Source organism: Pantoea stewartii (genome assembly GCF_011044475.1).
In the GTDB taxonomy this organism is placed as follows: domain Bacteria; phylum Pseudomonadota; class Gammaproteobacteria; order Enterobacterales; family Enterobacteriaceae; genus Pantoea; species Pantoea stewartii.
Map to the genome: position 1 here is coordinate 1,161,703 of NZ_CP049115.1, position 18,570 is coordinate 1,180,272.

Annotated in this window: 17 protein-coding genes; 3 read left to right on the forward strand and 14 right to left on the reverse strand. The window is 39.6% G+C overall.

Annotated elements, in window-relative coordinates; genetic code table 11:
* Positions 1-57 precede the first annotated feature (57 nt).
* From G5574_RS05560 to G5574_RS05570, 3 genes are all read left to right on the forward strand, one after another.
* Positions 58-534, forward strand: coding sequence for a YbaK/prolyl-tRNA synthetase associated domain-containing protein (locus tag G5574_RS05560; protein WP_133745358.1), 477 nt, complete (start codon positions 58-60; stop codon positions 532-534).
* A 67-nt stretch (positions 535-601) separates the two neighbouring features.
* Positions 602-1,399, forward strand: coding sequence for an ABC transporter substrate-binding protein (locus G5574_RS05565; protein ID WP_033740450.1), 798 nt, complete (start codon positions 602-604; stop codon positions 1,397-1,399).
* Positions 1,400-1,505: 106 nt separating this feature from the next.
* Positions 1,506-2,801, forward strand: coding sequence for a succinylglutamate desuccinylase/aspartoacylase family protein (locus G5574_RS05570; RefSeq protein WP_164482225.1), 1,296 nt, complete (start codon positions 1,506-1,508; stop codon positions 2,799-2,801).
* A gap of 137 nt (positions 2,802-2,938) precedes the next feature.
* On the opposite strand, the gene wzzB is transcribed toward G5574_RS05570, so the two are convergent.
* The 14 genes from wzzB to wecA form a co-directional block, all read right to left on the reverse strand.
* Complete coding sequence (wzzB, locus tag G5574_RS05575; RefSeq protein ID WP_243835877.1) at positions 2,939-3,901, reverse strand: LPS O-antigen chain length determinant protein WzzB; 963 nt, start codon at positions 3,899-3,901, stop codon at positions 2,939-2,941.
* 154 nt (positions 3,902-4,055) lie between these two features.
* Entirely contained in the window at positions 4,056-5,465 is a 1,410-nt protein-coding gene (gene gndA / locus G5574_RS05580; protein ID WP_133745360.1) for an NADP-dependent phosphogluconate dehydrogenase, read from the reverse strand.
* Between the two features lie 135 nt (positions 5,466-5,600).
* Positions 5,601-7,208 carry an LTA synthase family protein gene (locus G5574_RS05585; protein ID WP_164482226.1) on the reverse strand — a complete coding sequence of 536 codons (1,608 nt, stop codon included), beginning with the start codon at positions 7,206-7,208 and terminating at the stop codon, positions 5,601-5,603.
* A 20-nt stretch (positions 7,209-7,228) separates the two neighbouring features.
* A complete protein-coding gene (locus G5574_RS05590) occupies positions 7,229-8,326 on the reverse strand; it encodes a glycosyltransferase family 4 protein (RefSeq protein WP_164482227.1) in 1,098 nt (365 codons plus the stop codon).
* A gap of 12 nt (positions 8,327-8,338) precedes the next feature.
* Entirely contained in the window at positions 8,339-9,079 is a 741-nt protein-coding gene (locus G5574_RS05595; RefSeq protein ID WP_164482228.1) for a glycosyltransferase, read from the reverse strand.
* Positions 9,076-9,924, reverse strand: coding sequence for a glycosyltransferase (locus G5574_RS05600; RefSeq protein WP_050504922.1), 849 nt, complete (start codon positions 9,922-9,924; stop codon positions 9,076-9,078). Before G5574_RS05600 ends, G5574_RS05595 begins: the two co-directional genes overlap by 4 nt.
* Positions 9,925-10,965 (reverse strand): EpsG family protein, encoded by a 1,041-nt coding sequence (locus G5574_RS05605; RefSeq protein ID WP_033740460.1) that lies wholly within the window; start codon positions 10,963-10,965, stop codon positions 9,925-9,927.
* A gap of 10 nt (positions 10,966-10,975) precedes the next feature.
* Positions 10,976-11,842 (reverse strand): glycosyltransferase family 2 protein, encoded by an 867-nt coding sequence (locus G5574_RS05610; protein ID WP_033740463.1) that lies wholly within the window; start codon positions 11,840-11,842, stop codon positions 10,976-10,978.
* Positions 11,832-13,358 carry a lipopolysaccharide biosynthesis protein gene (locus G5574_RS05615; RefSeq protein ID WP_133745364.1) on the reverse strand — a complete coding sequence of 509 codons (1,527 nt, stop codon included), beginning with the start codon at positions 13,356-13,358 and terminating at the stop codon, positions 11,832-11,834. Before G5574_RS05615 ends, G5574_RS05610 begins: the two co-directional genes overlap by 11 nt.
* A gap of 68 nt (positions 13,359-13,426) precedes the next feature.
* Entirely contained in the window at positions 13,427-13,975 is a 549-nt protein-coding gene (rfbC, locus tag G5574_RS05620) for a dTDP-4-dehydrorhamnose 3,5-epimerase (protein ID WP_033740468.1), read from the reverse strand.
* Between the two features lie 3 nt (positions 13,976-13,978).
* Entirely contained in the window at positions 13,979-14,857 is an 879-nt protein-coding gene (gene rfbA / locus G5574_RS05625; RefSeq protein ID WP_164482229.1) for a glucose-1-phosphate thymidylyltransferase RfbA, read from the reverse strand.
* A gap of 49 nt (positions 14,858-14,906) precedes the next feature.
* Positions 14,907-15,803, reverse strand: a complete 897-nt coding sequence (rfbD, locus tag G5574_RS05630) for a dTDP-4-dehydrorhamnose reductase (protein WP_164482230.1) — start codon at positions 15,801-15,803, stop codon at positions 14,907-14,909.
* Positions 15,803-16,888 (reverse strand): dTDP-glucose 4,6-dehydratase, encoded by a 1,086-nt coding sequence (rfbB, locus tag G5574_RS05635; protein WP_033740474.1) that lies wholly within the window; start codon positions 16,886-16,888, stop codon positions 15,803-15,805. The genes rfbD and rfbB overlap by 1 nt, the downstream gene beginning before the upstream one ends.
* A gap of 142 nt (positions 16,889-17,030) precedes the next feature.
* Positions 17,031-18,107, reverse strand: a complete 1,077-nt coding sequence (gene wecA, locus G5574_RS05640; RefSeq protein WP_164482231.1) for a UDP-N-acetylglucosamine--undecaprenyl-phosphate N-acetylglucosaminephosphotransferase — start codon at positions 18,105-18,107, stop codon at positions 17,031-17,033.
* Positions 18,108-18,570 lie beyond the last annotated feature (463 nt).

Sequence of the window (18,570 nt, forward strand, 5' to 3'; positions counted from 1 at the left end):
TGCTCGACGGTTTGCTGAGCAGCCTTTCCCGTCCATTTGACCTGTAAGGATTTTACCGTGACTACGCATGAAAAACTCATTGCTCTGCTCGACCAGCATCGCGCGCGTTACCGCCTGATGCAGCATGAGGCAACCGGCAAATGTGAAGCCGTTGCCAAAATTCGCGGCACGGCAGTCGGACAGGGCGCAAAGGCGCTGGTGTGTCTTGTGAAAGGCAATGGCGTCAAACAACATGTTCTGGCGGTACTGCCTGCGGATCAGCAGGCCGATCTCAGTAAAGTCGCCTCAGCCGTAGGCGGACGCCGGGCATCCCTTGCCTCGCCCGCAGAGGTCGATGTGCTGACCGGCTGCGTATTTGGTGCGATTCCCCCGTTCAGCTTTCATCCTGATTTAACTGTGGTGGTCGACCCGCTGCTGTTTGAGCGCTATGACGAGATTGCCTTTAACGCCGGCGTACTCGACCAGTCTGTCGTACTGAATACCCAGGATTACCGTGGCCTTTGCCAGGCTAACATTGTGAAAATCATCCTCTAATTGCCATCATCCCGGGTGAAAGGTACTCTGCGTAATACACTATTACGACAACAGAAGACCGAAAACTATGGCAATCACTTCTCTGAAAACCCGTTTACACAAAGCGTTAGCGCTGGCCCTCCTGGCTGGCTGCGCGTTTGGCGCCCAGGCGAAAATTGAGCAGGTTCGCTTCGCTGTTGATCCCACCTATCCCCCTTTTGAATCCAAAACGCCGCAGGGGAAGCTGGTCGGCTTTGATATCGATTTAGGTAACGCGCTGTGCGCGCAGATGCAGGCCAAATGTGTCTGGGTGGAAAGCCAGTTCGACGGGATGATTCCGGCGCTTAAAGCGCGTAAATTCGACGCCATTCTGTCTGATATGGGCATCACCGAAGAGCGACTGAAGCAAATCGACTTTACCGTGCCGCTGTACGATACGCACACCCAGCTTATCGCGCGTAAGGGGTCGGGCCTGTTGCCCACCCCGGAATCGCTGAAAGGCAAAACCGTAGGCGTAGAACAAGGCACTGTGCAGGAGCGTTATGCCCGGGCAAAATGGCAACCTTTTGGCGTGACGGTCGTGCCCTATGGCGATCAGGCGCAGGTTGAAAGTGATCTGGTGGCCGGGCGCCTTGATGCGGTCTTTACCGATGCGGCTCAGGCGGCAAACGGTTTTCTCAAACAACCTCAGGGCAGCGCCTTTGAACTGGCCGGGCCGATTGTGAAAGACCCGATCATCGGGCCGGGCACGGCGATTGGCCTGCGTAAAGGCGATACCGAACTGAAAACTGCGCTGGATGATGCCTTCGCAGCCATTAAGAAAAATGGCACCTTTGACAAACTGCAAAAGAAATATTTCGCCACGGATATTTCCATTCAACCGTAACGTCAGGGCAGGCTTTTTCCCCCTCCTCCGCCTGCATGACTATACTCAATGACTTTATGGGCGGCATTTGTCCGCCCCTGAACCGACAAAAGGACATTAACACGGTATGTACCAACAACATCACCCTTTGTTAAGCGCCTCTCTCGGCACCCAGCGTGAAATTGTCAGTTTTCATTTTGGCGATGATCACAGTCGCCAGGTCTATATTCAGGCTTCCTTACATGGCGACGAGATCCCGGGGATGGCGGTGGCCTGGTATCTTAAGCAGCGTTTACAGGCGCTGGAATCTGCCGGACGACTCAAAGCTTTTTTCTCCCTGATACCGGTATCCAATCCGCTGGCCCTGAGCCAACACTGGCACGGTACGCATCTGGGACGCTTCCACGCACAGTCCGGCCAGGATTTTAACCGCAAATTCCCGTCTCTGGGTGCACTTCTGGCGGGGGAACTGGCCGAGACGCTGACCCAGAATGAGAGTCAGAACCGGCAGCTGATTCGTGATGCGATTGACCGTTACTACCGTGACACAATCGCCAAAACTGAACTGGAAGCCCAGCGTTATACGCTGATGCGCATGGCCAGTCAGGCCGATCTGATGATTGATTTGCATTGTGACTGGGAGGCGGTTCCACACCTTTACACCACGCCACATGCATGGCCGGATATCGAACCCTTAGCACGCTGGCTGGGCAGTGAAGTGCAGCTACTGGCACAGATATCGGGGGGTGAGCCCTTCGACGAAGCCTGCTGTGAACCCTGGCTGACGCTGGCTGAAAAATTTGGTGAAACATTCCCGATGCCGCGCGGCCTGCTGCCGGTAACGCTGGAGCTACGTGGCGTACGTGATGTCTCGCCTGAACAGGCTGAGCAGGACGCAGATGCGATCATTAACGCGTTGCAGGAATCCGGCTATATCTCTGCGGCCGATACGTCCGTGTCCGTTGAAGTCGCTGCGCCGGTGATTGGCGGTGATGAGCTGGTGTCGGTGGTGAGCGGCGGCGAGGATGTGGTCGGTGTGGATGAGAGCGGCACCGGACTGGGTGCGCCTGGTGTGGCGCAGGCCGCAGAAGAAGGCAGTATTATCAAGCAGCGACACACTGAAGGCACGTCGGCTTTAATGCCGCCGCTTAAAAATCCCCCGACGCCGCTGGCGGGTTGTGAATATGTTCACTCACCGGTATCGGGCCTAATCCTGTATCGCAAACCGCTGGGCGCGCGAATCCGTCCAGGAGAAGTGGTTGCGGAGATTGTTGATCCTGTCACCGACCACATCACGCCCTTGGTCGCAGAATTTGGAGGCGTGCTATACGCGCGGCACTGGGCCAGATTTGCGACGGCAGGCATGCTGGTGTTAAGGCTGGCGGGCGATAAGGCGGTGAGGAGTGGGGAGTTGTTGGTTTAACATGGCATTCAATCATAATCGAATGAGTAATTATCTTCTTTTTGATTAAATCATCGATAAACGAAGTTATATATGGCTCAAGCGTGAGCACAGAAAAATAAAAGGTTGGTCAAAATACAGGCCAACCTTTCAAATTTTTACAGGCCCCGATTACGATAGCTAATGAGTGAATTACGCCCAATAACTATAAATGATCCCAGTAGCGCTCCAATTATAAATGCAAGAATCAAAGCTAAGCCTTTTTTAGGACTAACGCGTTTAAGTGGTAAGTCAGGCTGCGAGATGTAACGAAAAGATTGTAGGTTGTCAACCTCAATTTTTAGATGCGTAACAGCAAGTAAAGCACGTTGCGCGTCATAATATTCTTTGCTGAAATCTAATGGTTTGGAGTTTTCATTCTCTACCATCGCTTTAAGTGCATCACTGCCTAATAAATATAAAGTATCATCAGAAAGAAACTCTGCCTGATTAACTTGTAACTTACCTACATTAGATGCATCGGCGATTTTCAAAGCCTGTTTTATGACATCAAGACGATGCTCTTTTTGGTTCAATGCAACTTGCTTGTAAGTATCTAAAGTATTGGTAAGCTCACGTGTTTTAACGCTTAAATTTCTTTTAATATCATCGCCATAGTCTTTAACAACCTCATCGTTTACCTGGGAAATATATTGAGTCAGTTGCATTTGGGCTTCTTTTGCGCTTTGTCCGACAAATGAAATGCTTACCGCGTCGTCACTACCCTTGACGGGCCTTAAAGTTAACGTCAGAGGCTTTTCGAGGTTAGCGAGAGCTCCAGCTAACGCGCTCATAGAAGCAGTAAAACGATTAAACATTTGAGTCTGGAGCCCAGTGAGCGAAGGTTTATCCTGTGGAGAGTCAGCATAAACGATACTCAATGCAGCATTGTAATTCGCGACCTGCCCAGCGGCAGGAAGAGTTACCGTCGATGTAGAAACCCACTTTTCTTTCACGACGTTGATGTAAACCACACCAATTAAAACAGAAATAATAACGGTAGAAATGATTACAACCTTACCACGCCATAGCTGTAAGACTAAATCAAATAAATCAATATCGGAATCAGGCTGCTCTTTCACGTACCCACCATGTGAGGATGAATGCTCGTCGTTTGTATTGCTTTTATTAGTCATAAATTCATTAATTCAGCTCGAATTACCTTTAATTGTGAGTCAAAGATCCAGAGTGACAATAATTGAAAAGCCTCCGTTAGAAAAGAGGCTTTTTTATATTTTATTCGAGCCACTCCGTATGGAACACACCTTCTTTATCGATGCGTTTATAGGTATGCGCACCAAAGAAGTCGCGTTGTGCCTGAATTAAATTAGCAGGCAGAACTGCTGAGCGGTAGCTGTCATAATACGCAACTGCTGACGAGAAGGTTGGTGTCGGGATCCCGTTCTGAACAGCAAAAGCAACCACATCACGGAGTGCTTGCTGATATTCATCAGCAATTTTTTTGAAGTAAGGTGCTAAAAGTAAGTTAGCAATATTTACATCAGCGGAGTAAGCATCAGTGATTTTCTGAAGGAATTGAGCACGGATAATACAACCTGCACGGAAAATTTTAGCAATTTCACCATACTGTAGATCCCAGTTATATTGATCTGAGGCAGCCTTTAATTGTGAGAAGCCTTGTGCATAAGAAACAATTTTACCCAGATACAAAGCTTGACGAACTTTTTCAATAAATTCGGCTTTATCTCCGGTGAACTTTTTAGCTACTGGCCCACTTAAAACTTTAGAAGCAGCGACACGTTGAGATTTAAGAGAAGAAAGGTAGCGAGCAAATACAGATTCTGTGATTAATGATAACGGCTCACCGAGGTCAAGAGAACTCTGGCTCGTCCACTTCCCTGTCCCCTTATTAGCTGCTTCATCTAAAATGACATCAACTAAATAATTACCATCTTCATCTTTTTTGGTGAATATATCTTTAGTAATGTCTATGAGATAGCTACTTAACTCACCATTATTCCATTCCGTAAAGGTGTCGGCTAACTCTTCATTTGTTAAGTTGAGTGCACCTTTTAACAGAGAGTAGGCTTCTGCGATTAACTGCATATCACCATATTCAATGCCATTATGAACCATTTTAACGTAATGGCCTGCGCCATCAGAACCAATATAAGTCACACAGGCTTCACCATCTTCGGCACGCGCTGCGATTTTGTTAAGAATAGGCGCAACAAGTTCGTAAGCTTCTTTTTGACCACCGGGCATAATTGAGGGCCCTTTAAGCGCCCCCTCTTCTCCGCCAGATACACCTGTGCCAATAAAATTAAATCCTTTATCCGATAGTTCTTTATTTCGACGGATAGTATCTTTATAGAAAGTATTACCACCATCTATTAAAATATCGCCTTTATCAAGATGTGGTGTGAGAGATGCAATAGTTTTATCAGTAGCCTCTCCAGCTTGCACCATTAATAAGATACGACGTGGCTTCTCAAGGGAGTCTACGAAATCCTCAACAGAATAAAATGGAGCTAATTTTTTGCCTGGATTTTCAGCAATCACTTCATCCGTTTTTTCACGCGAACGATTGAAAACTGAAACAGTATAACCGCGGCTCTCAATATTGAGAGCCAAATTACGGCCCATTACAGCCATACCTACAACGCCGATTTGTTGTTTGGACATTTTTTACTCCTTTCAGATTTACCGTTGCGACTCAATATGCATAAACACAGATTAGCATATTCTCGTAGAAAAAAACGACTAAAATTAGTGTAGCACAGTACGCAAAGACTTTAGATTCAAATAACTGTAAAAAATTCACCCACTGATAGTGTAATATTCAGAGATATCTTTATTTATAGATTCTGGATTGACTTCATAATTACCATCAGAATTTTTATTAATTATATAAATATCGTCGCCGATAGCAGATATATGTTGAAAAGGACTGTGACAATTATTATCAAATAATGAGCAACCAATGAAATAATTTGCGTGATTTTTGATACCAAGCATGTTCAGAATCGTTGGGGCTAGAGAAAGACTGTTTTTACCCGCACCATCTATGACAGTATGTTGCACACCAGCACCAATAATAATCAAGGGGATTTTATCCACAAAATACTTTGTATCAACGTCGAAACTTTTTTTAAATTCTGGTGCAGGAAAAGAGGCGTGATCAGCAGTAATAACTAATATCGTATCATTGTAATATTTAGACTTTTTAAAGTAATTAATAAACTCTCCGAGCTGATAATCATAATTATAAAACTTATTATAGATTTTATTGTTTCCATCTTTATAGCGTACATCTGGACTATCCATTCCGTGATGAGTTCCTGATGGATATACACCAATAAAAAAAGGTGTGTCTGTGTTATAACTTTCAAGAAGTTGCTTTAATGATTCAAAGACTTTTTTATCAGACATCCTGTCTCCCTGCTTCCATCCAAAATCTTCCATTCCATAAACTTTTCGAAAAGGCATTGATTTAAGCAAGGCATTAAGATTGCTATCGTTTTCAGTCGAGGCGAGGAAAAAAGTATTGAAATCATTTTCCTTTAGAATAGACGGGAGAGAAATAAGCCTCCCGAAATAGTTCGTTTCTACCTCTTTATGACTAATCTGAAAAAAACCACCAACTTTGTTATTAGTTCCATCTCTGTATTGATATGCTGATGTGAGCTGACCACGCAGCCCACGGAATGTAGCAGCAGTATGATTATAATAATTTTTTACTACAACGCCTTCATCATAGAGTTTATCGATATTCGGGGTAAGATGGAGATCTAAAGTGTTTTCACGATCAATAACATGTGAAGAAAAGCCTTCTGTAAAAACAATAATAACATTTTTAGGTTTATTTTCGATAAAATTAATATGATGCGAGTTTTCATAAATATTAAATTTTAAATACTTTTTTGCAATATCAGGGTAATTATATGATGGCTTGTAGGTCAACTGCTTATAATAACCATGCGAGGCTGAAGAAAAATTTGAGATAGCACCATTAATAAAGAATAGTGGGATGAAGAGAACAATGAAATAAACTGAAAATTTTGTTTTTCGTGGAATCAAACAGGTCAAAGAAACAAGACAGTATGTCAATGTAATAAGAAGCGTTTCAACAAACTGAGAATGCCCTATAGCCCTAAACTCCGACAGATTATCTAACGTCAGAGTTGAAACAAAATCCCCTGTCGATCTCAAAGAGGACACCTGAAGACCCAAGGTGAAGCCATAAAAGAGACTGATAACAATACGAACAGGGCTGCCTAAAGCTCTGCAAGCAAAACTAAATAAAAGGATTTCGAGATAAATATTTAACTCTACACCTGTATCAAGATTACTCCTCTTTAGCAATAAGTGAGTTAATATTATTAGACTGGTGAAGTGCAAAAATAAAAGATATTTATATTTATTCATTTTCTTTATATTATTTAAAATTATTTTCTTTCGAAATATACTTTGCAGTATTCTGCAACCATTCTCTCTTTAGTGAAAGTATCAAGAGTATGTTTTTTTGCCTGACGGCCTAATCTTTTGACTTCATCTGGATGATTGATTAAATACAACATCTTTTCAGCAAATTCTTCAGGTCCGTTTTTATAAAGTTGACCTGTAATATTGTCGAGCACCACTTCTGGTATACCCTCAACGCCATGCGCAATAGAGGGTATTTGAAAAAGTGCAGCTTCGGCAAAAACTAAACCAAATGCTTCCCACAGCGAAGGTTGGCAAAGTACATCAACATCATTAAAAAAAACGTTTTTGTCAATGATCCATCCCGGCATCACAATTTTATCTTCGAGATTGTATTTACTAATTAATTTTTTACACTCAGAAAAAAGTTCACCATTACCTGCCAGTGTAAATCTAACATTATTACTGACATGATATTTATTAACAAGAAGGTTAACTGCTTCGATAAATTCTAATGGATTTTTCTGTGTGTCCAGTCGTCCTAAAAATGCAAAATGCAAACCACGTTCGTTATGAAAGTCTTTTATCTCACATTGATAATCTTTTATACTCACGCCATTGTAAATCAAATGACTCTTAACCAAAGGATAATATGATATATATTTCTTGTTAACAGTGACATTTACATCACCGAATAATGTAGAAAAGTTCTCTAATAAATAATAAAAAATACGTTTAGGTAATGCTTCATATTTATGAAACGCCACCCCATGAACCGTATGAACTATTTTATTGATTCCTGCAAATTTTGCAGCTATTCGAGCTACAATTCCAGGTTTAGTCGAATTGGTGTGTACAATATCAAAATTGTATTTCTTAAAGACTTTGTAGAGCGCAATAAAACTTTTTAAATCATGAAACCCAATATTTCTCTTTATTGAAGGAACAATGATGATTTCTACGTCAGCATTTCTGAATGATTCTACGAACTGTTCTGTTGGATTTTCACCGCAAATAACATACTTTTCTAAGTCACTATTTTTTAAACCACTAAGAATATCTAAAGAAATTTGTTGAACACCAGACATTTTGGGTATTACTTGAACATGAGCTATCTTCATTAATTATTCTCATTAATTCTTTTTAAAAATTTTTCTAAGAACTGCTTTAATCGTACTGATTCGATAGCTAACTTTGAAGGATAAACTTGCGCCGCTTTTAAAACCCGTCGTTGTCACTGTCGCACTATGCCTACGATAGTGAATGAGTGGTTCGTCGATAAATTTAATTTTGCCATACAAAATAGCAGTTAAACCAATCCAAAGGTCATGGCCGAGACTTTCTTGAGGAAATGGAAAAGCCTTTTCAACTAATTTTCTGTTAAATGACATACAGCAACCATGGAAAGAACTTTTATATAATGTTCTAAAAAAACTCGAGCTCGGCTTTATGTATTTAAAATAAGAATCAGCAATTATTTTTTTTTGCTCATCAATAATTTTGCAATTGCAAACTACTAGTCTGGGCTCATTGGCTTTTAAGAACTCGATCGTCTTCTTTATGCGTCCTCCAATCCAGATATCATCCTGGTCCGACAAATAAACATAGTCTCCTTTGGCATTTTTTAACGCATTTTGTACATTTAATGAAACTTTATAAAGTGTATCACGCTGATCATCGCGTTTACTTCTGTAATTCTGAAAAATTTTAATACGATCATCTCCGATGCTATTAATTTTACTAATTGTCAAATCAGTAGAATTATCATCTGAGATAACTATTTCATCATTGATGTCTAGTTGAGCCAAGATACTCCTGACCTGTTCCTCAATAAATGCTTCACCATTGAACGTTGGGATGCAAACAGAAATCATCTTTGGCCTCGAACATAAAAGCGGGAAAAATAGAGAATAAATTGTTTTTCTTTCGTTCTTAAAGTAAGTTTAATGGCTCTATTCAAAACCATAAAAAAATAAATACCATCATCAATAAAATTATTTCTATGGCAATTTCTTGCACATTTACAATAGATTTTGAACCTATTTAATAAAGAATTTGTATCAGGTTCATCATTGGAAAGATCCTGTATAACTAATAAAGGCATGACATAGAAACAGTCTACATTTCTTTTTAATTTTTCAATAAATTGAAAATCGCTAAAGTCTAAAAATACTTTTTCTTCATATCCACCACATTGAATGGCAGATGATGTATTTAGCATCATGCCACTGTTAATAGGAGAATAGCGATCGAGCGGATAAATTCCCGGTTCAATTTCTTTTAGAACGAATCCCCGATGCAGTGAATATCTTAAAGGTGAACATAGCTCACCTTTTGTAGTTTTAAGCCTTGGGGCAACTAGTTTAATATGCGGATTATTCTTTATAGCTTTAACGTATTCCTTAACCGAGTCTGGAGGAAATTTTGTGTCTTGATCGAGTAGTAATACATATTCATAATTAAGCTCTTTAGCTTTTGATAGTCCTTTATTATAAGCTGCGCTCACACCTGAATTAGAATAATCATTTATATAATATACTTTCCTGCCACGATAGCTTTCTATTATTTCATTGTTGTCTTCACATGCAGGGGAATTGTCATATACAAAGATTTCGGAAATTAATCCCTCTACATCAGAATCTAGTATGCTATTAATACTGTCTGAATGACTCAAGCCTATTTTATAAAGAACGACAATCGGGAGGAATTTTATGTCCATTTAAAAATGATATCCAGAAATAATTTGATTGTGATATAAGTTTAAAGAAAGAATACAAGCGCTATATAAGATTACTAAAAGTTTTGCTACATTTTTTTGCTGACATCTGTAAACGATCATCGGTAGCAGTACTATTTCAGCCACGGCAAATATTTCACTCATTCTTATAGCAAAGGCTGGAATAGCTGAAAACAAAACTAAGCAAATGGGTGACAAAGCATATATTTTCAGAAACAAAACAAATCTTTCATCTCCGCTAAACTTTTTATAAGAAGCAAAAACAAAAATGAGAATAAATATACGGAACAATTGCATTATCGAAAAAACGTTGACTGGTTGTATCATTCCCTGCTGCGTTTGATAATTATATATTCTCAACTTTTCCTGAATGACCGGCACAGGTAAATATCCTAGCAACTCAACAGGGTTGATTTTCCATAATATCGAAAAATAGCAAAGCCCTATTGAACACAGAATAATATAAATATATTTGCTACTAATTTTCTTTCGATTAAATTTTAATGCGACAAGCATTACAACCATAGAAAAATGAAAACAACAGGCTGCAATGATGTAATAGATGAACTTTCTCTTATTACCTTCCACCAAAAATTTTAGCGCAAAAAAGCCTATTGCCACTCCAACGCCGATTCTTATCTGTGTCATCTCATGTAAAAAATAAAAATTACTGTAATACACAAGTAATGACAAAAATATATAAGGTGAAAACTGCTTAATATATTTCACTTTATAAAAAAGCGCCACGAAACAGAATGCTATAAAAATCAATTCATATGAATTAGTCAATAAATATGAGACCCAACTCATCAAATAAAAAGTTGGTTCTATAGTATAAGGTTCACCATCAATAATGTATTCGTAAATGCTTATATAGGTTTTATAATCTCGGTCGACATCAATACCACGAAAAGCCGCCAATATAAAAAGAGTGGTAATGAAGAAAAAATATATTTTTTTATTTTGATTATTTAATAGACTAAATAATGCCAACCCCGAAAAAATACATAAATATATTGCCATTATCAACCTGCTAATGATTATCGAATTTTCTTAGGCCTTTACAGAATAGATATTTTGCCAGATAAAATCTTCGCCTGATGCCCCAGAAAACTTTCATCGGTTTTGCCAAAATTTTATTATATAGCCTGACGTTAAAACCAACACTTTCAATTTGGTTTTTCTTAATATCAGCGCCCATTAACGTGAAGCATTTGATTTTATCTTCCACATTTTTACTGCTATTCTCTTTGTAAGTCTTCCACCCGTGGTGTACGGCTTTAAGCGTACGTGGCGTTCGACAAGAATAGAGTTCTGGTCTGAGATAACGTATATGGTCGGGATAAAGCCCGAAACTATTTATTGACCAATCCCATCGATATAATGCTGCAGTAGTATCAACCGGAGAAATAAATAATTCGCCGATTTTTCGTTCCTTATCGTAAAGCGCTTTCTCTTGTGAAAGGATATTTTCAAAATACATATCGTTTTCAATATCAGCCCAGTCCAGCGACATTCCTAGTTTGCCAATACATTTGTATTGTTCCATATATTTCACAAGAACTGTAAGCCAGCATTCTTTATTTTCATTCAATGAGGGGAATTCAATGTCACCATCAGTTAACAAAAAATAGTTTGAATTATGACTCTCTTTTATTTTTTTTAGATGCTCGTTAACACCCAAAACCCATAGATTGCTTTTGTTTCTGAAAATCTTAATATTCTTGTATGTAGCATATTTGTCAAGCAACGCATTTTGAATAGGTGAATTCGAACTATTATCAATTACATAAATAAAATAAGGGTATAAGGTATTATTGATTATACTTTCAATACATAACTCAAGAAACTCATCATCATTCCTGGTCATGATTACTATCGGTAAGGCATTATCGTCCATATCGCGCTCTTAACTGGCTTTTAATTAACCCTCTTAAATCGGGACTCAAAACTGCAAATAATATCGTACATGGGACGCCTATTATTACAGTGAAAACACAACATTTAAAGAGTAAACTCATTACCCCCTCGACTTCAATGGGATAAGTTTTTGCGTAAGATACAAATATGAAACAGAAAAAAACGGCAATAATTGCTGGCACCCATGAGAGAAAATAGTCTTTGAGAAACGTATTTAAATCTAACTTGAACCCGTACTTATATAAATAGTACGGCCTGACAATCATTATAATTACTACATTTGAAAATATGGTACCTATTATTACTCCATTAATCCCCATGTATTTAATTAATATTAAAGAGATTATTAGGTTTGCCACACCTTCTATTAATGGTAAGTGTATATCTGACATATATCCATACGAAACCTTAAAAATATCAACTGCGCTTCTGGATATCAGGAAAAAACAATTTACACTTATTAAAAGGACAGATTCATTAGCGAGTAAAACTGACTTTCCTAGCCAAAGTGTTATGACATCATTGACGACAAAATAAAAGACAATGCTCACTACCGAAGCACATAAGAAAAAAAACACATTTACTTGAAGAAATTTTTTGTAAGTTGCTTCTCCCCCTTTATCATGTAAATAATTACCCAATGCTGCACTCAATGGTGCACTCACTGTCGTGATAAGAAACGATAACGCCTGGATAATCATGATATACGAGGAATAAGATGTTACATACGCTAGTCCTAGAAAAAATGAAACTAAAAGGTAGTCAGTATTAAAAATCAACACCCCGGAAATTTTATGGATAAATGTTTTTTTCAGTTCTGTAAAAACTTCTTTCCTAAAAATTGTTGTTTCTTCTTTATTTTTTATGGATTTTAAATGATATTGTTTTTTTACGATGTTTTTAAAGAGGAGTAATTGCAGGATATTAGAAGTTAATTCAATAATACTAAAAACGATTATCCCATACCCTAGTTTTAGAGACAGAATTTGAAGAGAAAAACTTATTACCCTTCCTAAACCATTAATAACTCGTACATAATGTAATTTTTGGTCGGCTGAAAGTAATATTGATTCCGAACTGTAGCTATAAGATAGCGTCGTTGCTAATACGAAAAGCACCCAAGGTATATAAAGCTCAAGATACTGTAATTTATCTTTGACTATGAATGGGAGGAAAAAGGCTATAGCGAAGCCAATTATCAATACGAGAAGCTGTATTTTTTTATAGAGATCTCGGATGGTTGAAATAATTATTGAAAGTTCTGTATTGTCTTTCTTGTGTAAAGGTTTAAATAAAAGATACGTTGATGCAGTCCCAAGTCCTAGTTCAGCTAAATTTATAAAGCCTAACAATTGGTTGATCAGCAAATAAAAACCTGTAAGTTCACTTCCTAACTCATCAAGAAATACTTTCCTCACAAAAAAAGTCATGACCATTATGAGCACTGAAAAGAAAAGCCCATATTTGAATGATTTTATTACGTTTTCTCTTCTCATTATACGCTCATTGAAAAAGCCAGTTTTTAACTGGCTTTTTGCTTCGCTATTATCAATCTTTTATAAAGTTAGTTATTAAATATTTCGCGGAATGACTTCGCTTTTTCGTCTTTTACAGAAAGTTTGTAATGACAATCAATTACCGGCCATTCTATGTTTAGATCTGTATCGTTATAAAGAATACTGTTTTCTGCTTCTGGATGATAATAATTTGTTGTTTTGTAAAGAAACTCAGCATGGTCACTCATTACGGCAAAACCGTGAGCAAAGCCTTCAGGAATCCAGAGCTGCCGTTTATTTTCAGCTGACAAGATAATGCCGAACCACTGCCCGAATGTTCTCGATCCTTTTCTGATATCAACAGCCACATCAAAAACTTCACCTGCAACACACCGCACCAGTTTTCCTTGAGCATAAGGAGCATTTTGAAAATGTAGGCCACGGAGAACACCTTTCGTCGATTTTGAATGGTTATCCTGTACAAAGTTTATTTTTTTGCCTACAGCCTCTTCAAATGAGCGTTGATTGAAACTCTCAAAGAAAAAACCACGTTCATCACCAAACACTTTTGGCTCAATAATAAGTACATCTGGTAAGGATGTTGTTGCAATCTTCATCAATCAATTACCTTTGATCATATTAAGCAAATATTTACCATATTTGTTTTTTGCGAGTGGCTCAGCTAAATTTTTAACCTGAGCAGCATCAATAAATCCTTTTCTGTAAGCTATTTCTTCTGGGCAGGAAACTTTTAAACCCTGTCGCTCTTCAATAGTTTGAATGAAATTACTGGCTTCAATTAAACTTTGATGAGTACCCGTATCAAGCCATGCGAACCCTCTTCCCATCATCGCTACAGATAATGTTCCTTTTTCAAGGTACAGTCGGTTGATATCGGTAATTTCCAACTCTCCACGTGAGGAGGGTATAAGGTTTTTGGCCATCTGGACAACATCATTATCATAAAAATACAAACCTGTTACAGCATAGTTGCTCTTAGGCACCTCAGGCTTTTCTTCCAGACTAATAGCTTTACCATTTTTATCAAACTCTGCAACACCATAACGCTCAGGATCATTAACATGATAAGCAAAAACTGTTGCACCACTCTCTTGTTCGATTGCCGTTTCCATTAATTTGGGTAAATCATGCCCATAAAAAATATTATCACCCAGAATTAAAGCACAGCTATCGTTACCAATAAATTCTTCCCCAAGTATAAACGCTTGTGCTAACCCATCCGGGCTGGGTTGGACTTTGTACTCCAGTTTAATTCCCCATTGGCTCCCATCACCCAGAAGGTGTTCAAAACGCGGCGTATCTTGTGGCGTGCTAATAATTAAAACATCGCGAATGCCCGCCAACATTAATGTTGAAAGTGGGTAATAAATCATCGGCTTGTCATAAATAGGTAAAAGTTGCTTACTGACAGCCATTGTGACCGGATACAGACGGGTACCAGATCCGCCCGCAAGAATAATTCCTTTACGCTTCGCCATTCATTTATCTCTTTAAGCAAAAATGCCTGTTACAGGCATTAAATTTCTTTTAACGTTCTGAATTTAATATTTCCGTAAGCATACGTCTGACACCAACATGCCATTCAGGAAGTGTCAATTTAAAAACGGTTTGAAATAATGTATTATCTAAACGTGAATTTTGAGGCCGTTTTGCAGGTGTTGGATATGCACTTGTAGGAACAGCGTTAACTTTTTCAACCTTCAATGGGATACCAAGCCGACGAGCTTCGTCAAATACATATGTAGCATATAGATACCAGTTCGTGGTACCACTAGCTGAAAGGTGATAAATACCTGCAACCTGGGGTTTTTCCAGTGCTACGCGCAATGCATGTGCTGTGCAATCTGCCAGAATCTCTGCACCTGTAGGTGCCCCGAACTGGTCGTCAATAACAGATAGCTCACTTTTCCCTTTAGCCAGTTCCAGCATTTTTTTGGCAAAGTTACTACCTTTTGCTGCATAGACCCAGCTTGTTCTAAAAATCAAATGCCTGGTACACTCAGATATCAGATTTTTTTCACCTAGAAGCTTACTTTTACCATAAGTATTTACAGGTTCGGCAATATCCGACTCAGACCATGGTTTTTCACCTAAACCCGAAAACACATAGTCTGTTGAATAGTGCACTACCCATGCTTTGAGCTTCTGCGCTTCTCTTGCTATGACTTCTATACTCTGGGCGTTTAAAAGATAAGCCTCTTCTTTTTCAGATTCAGCTTTATCCACTGCAGTGTAAGCAGCAGCATTGACGATTATCGCGGGCTTTATTTGACGAATGGTCTCAGCAATTTTGTCAAGTTTACTTAAATCTCCACAATAATCTTCAGCATGCCGATCAAGCGCAATAACATTGCCTAGTGGAGCTAATGAACGTTGCAGTTCCCATCCAAGCTGACCTGACTTACCAAAAAGCAGGATGTTCATTACTGACGTTCTCCATAGTTTTCATCAATCCAGCTTTTATAGGCACCGCTTTTGACATTTTCAATCCAAAGACTATTTGTCAAATACCAGTTAACAGTTTTTCTAATACCACTTTCGAATGTCTCTTGCGGTTTCCAGCCCAGTTCTTTAGCAATTTTTGTAGAATCAATTGCATAACGACGGTCATGTCCAGGCCGGTCTTTTACATATGTAATTTGTTCACGGTAGGAAACATTTTTTGGCACTATTTCATCTAATAAATCACAAATAGTTAGCACCACATCGAGATTTTTTTTCTCATTATGCCCACCAATATTGTAGGTTTCTCCAATTTTTCCGGTTGTGACAACCGTGTACAGTGCCCTCGCGTGATCTTCAACATACAGCCAGTCACGAATCTGATCACCTTTGCCATAAACAGGTAATGATTTACCTTCAAGAGCATTAAGGATGACAAGAGGGATGAGTTTTTCTGGGAAATGATAGGGGCCGTAATTGTTTGAACAATTTGTAATGAGCGAGGGCAAACCATAGGTACGTGACCATGCTCTGACTAAGTGATCGCTGGATGCTTTTGATGCAGAGTAAGGGCTGCTTGGCGCATAAGAAGTGTCTTCTGTAAATAAAGGCAGCGATGAAGATTCTTCTACTTCATCTGGATGAGGCAGGTCACCATACACTTCATCCGTTGAAATATGGTGAAAGCGAAAAGCGTTTTTCTTCGATTCATCAAGCCTGAGCCAATACTGACGTGCTGCTTCCAGTAAAGTGTATGTCCCTACAATATTGGTTTCTATGAATGCTGCGGGTCCAGATATTGAACGATCAACATGACTTTCTGCAGCCAGGTGCATAATTGCATCGGGTTGATGACGTTCCAGTACAGAAGCCATTTGACCTGAATTACAGATGTTTGCATGTTCAAAGCTGTAACGTTCACTGTTCTCAACATCTTTAAGTGACTCAAGATTACCTGCGTAGGTCAGTGCGTCAACGTTTACAACGCTATCTTGCGTATTTTCGATTATATGACGAACTACCGCGGATCCAATAAAACCTGCACCACCAGTCACTAAAATTTTCACAATTGCTGTCCAGAATAGTATTTCACATTTCGCATTCAGACCCGACGCCGGAATGGGAGAGTCATGATGCAATTCAATTTAGGTGTAAATTTTACCTTTGCATCAGCGCGCACTGATGCAACCTGCCAGAATAAACGCAGTGTCAGAATTTATCCGCCAACGCTTCGTTTTCACTCTGATTTGACAGAGTTATTGCGTTTATTCTATGAAATCTCGCTGATTTATTGATAACCGCGTTAAAGGAAATGAACAAAGCAATGAACGCCAGAAGTTGCCAGCAATCACTTATGCCAATACTTTCGAATACAATACCAATTATTGCGAGCGTCACAGCACAACAAACCATGACGGCAAGTGTACCGCGTCCGGTCAGTCCACCTCTCATCAATAGATGGTGAAGGTGTTCTCTGTCTGGCCTGAAAGGACTGCAACCACGTCTGATACGTGAGGTCATCACTCTGACCATGTCCATCAAAGGAACCGCTATCAACCAGAGAGCAGTAACTGGCCGCATTACCGCTTCAGTTCCCTGAGTCGCTATCATAAGCAACCAAATTACTGTAAAGCCAATTAAGGTGCTTCCTGCATCGCCCATGAAGACCTTGAATTTCTTACCCCATGGAATACCAAGATTTAATAAAATGTAAGGCAGGCAGGCCGCCATCAGGCAGGTGCACCATAACGCGAGCTTTGAATTACCCCCAAGTTCAAAAACGACCCCCAGAGCCCCAAACGTTACGCATGATAGTGCGCCTAACAGACCATCAATTCCATCAACCATGTTGAAGGCATTGATTGCCCCAATAACGGCAAAAAGCGTAAACGCATAGCCAAACATCCCCAGCACAAGCTGAAAACCGAACAAAACATTGCCAAGGGAGTAGAGATAGTACCCGTTCCACATCATGATGCACGCCATTAAAGCCTGGATCATTATGCGAGGCATAACAGGCAGATCGAAACGATCATCCATCACACCTACAGTTAAGAGTACGGTGGCGCAGAACATATATATGGTGAAATCAGGCAGCCAACCTGGCTGCATGATGTATAAAATCCATAGTGATAAGTAGACCGAAACGCCGCCAACTAAGGGAATGTGTCCTTTATGCTGCTTTCTGTCGTTAGGCTTATCGACCAGTCCGACTTTGCGAGCGACCTTGCGCGCAATGAATAGCAACGCGAATGCACTTAGAAAAACACAAACGATCTCTTGCATGTATGCACCACTGCTGAGTTGTCATATTTTAACCACGCTACCGCCCCTGGCTATCGCTACCACTTGCGTGAACATAGTTTTAGCCATCGTTAAGCATAGACTGCATTACAAAATGGCGTTGTCTTGCCCGGTTATTATTTTCGAGAACCTGGCTGAATCGATAAAAAACCTTACGATTCTCGTACTATCCTGGCTTTGAGACAAGGTTTAAAGCGCCACTTTTTGACAATTTTCTGATCACACAAGATTTGGCATCTGAAATCTGACCATTTAATCAACAGATTTTGTTTTCTGTGGCAAGCGGGATGGGTTGAAAGCGCCCTAGATTTTTGATTTATGGACAAAAAATAACTAAGTCCATTTTTTAACAGGTGAGTGCTTACAATGATGTGAACGGTTTAAAGACAATACAGGAACATCCCATACGTGCGGCTGCTTGTTAGCATCGAACGATATGGGATTT

What these genes read in the sequence shown, in the direction of transcription:
- G5574_RS05565 (WP_033740450.1), top strand. Translation starts at nt 602, where the DNA reads ATGGCAATCACTTCTCTGAAAACCCGTTTACACAAAGCGTTAGCGCTG.
- G5574_RS05570 (WP_164482225.1), top strand. Translation starts at nt 1,506, where the DNA reads ATGTACCAACAACATCACCCTTTGTTAAGCGCCTCTCTCGGCACCCAG.
- gndA (WP_133745360.1), bottom strand. Translation starts at nt 5,465, where the DNA reads ATGTCCAAACAACAAATCGGCGTTGTAGGTATGGCTGTAATGGGCCGT.
- G5574_RS05585 (WP_164482226.1), bottom strand. Translation starts at nt 7,208, where the DNA reads ATGAATAAATATAAATATCTTTTATTTTTGCACTTCACCAGTCTAATA.
- G5574_RS05590 (WP_164482227.1), bottom strand. Translation starts at nt 8,326, where the DNA reads ATGAAGATAGCTCATGTTCAAGTAATACCCAAAATGTCTGGTGTTCAA.
- G5574_RS05595 (WP_164482228.1), bottom strand. Translation starts at nt 9,079, where the DNA reads ATGATTTCTGTTTGCATCCCAACGTTCAATGGTGAAGCATTTATTGAG.
- G5574_RS05600 (WP_050504922.1), bottom strand. Translation starts at nt 9,924, where the DNA reads ATGGACATAAAATTCCTCCCGATTGTCGTTCTTTATAAAATAGGCTTG.
- G5574_RS05605 (WP_033740460.1), bottom strand. Translation starts at nt 10,965, where the DNA reads ATGGCAATATATTTATGTATTTTTTCGGGGTTGGCATTATTTAGTCTA.
- G5574_RS05610 (WP_033740463.1), bottom strand. Translation starts at nt 11,842, where the DNA reads ATGGACGATAATGCCTTACCGATAGTAATCATGACCAGGAATGATGAT.
- G5574_RS05615 (WP_133745364.1), bottom strand. Translation starts at nt 13,358, where the DNA reads ATGAGAAGAGAAAACGTAATAAAATCATTCAAATATGGGCTTTTCTTT.
- rfbC (WP_033740468.1), bottom strand. Translation starts at nt 13,975, where the DNA reads ATGAAGATTGCAACAACATCCTTACCAGATGTACTTATTATTGAGCCA.
- rfbA (WP_164482229.1), bottom strand. Translation starts at nt 14,857, where the DNA reads ATGGCGAAGCGTAAAGGAATTATTCTTGCGGGCGGATCTGGTACCCGT.
- rfbD (WP_164482230.1), bottom strand. Translation starts at nt 15,803, where the DNA reads ATGAACATCCTGCTTTTTGGTAAGTCAGGTCAGCTTGGATGGGAACTG.
- wecA (WP_164482231.1), bottom strand. Translation starts at nt 18,107, where the DNA reads ATGCAAGAGATCGTTTGTGTTTTTCTAAGTGCATTCGCGTTGCTATTC.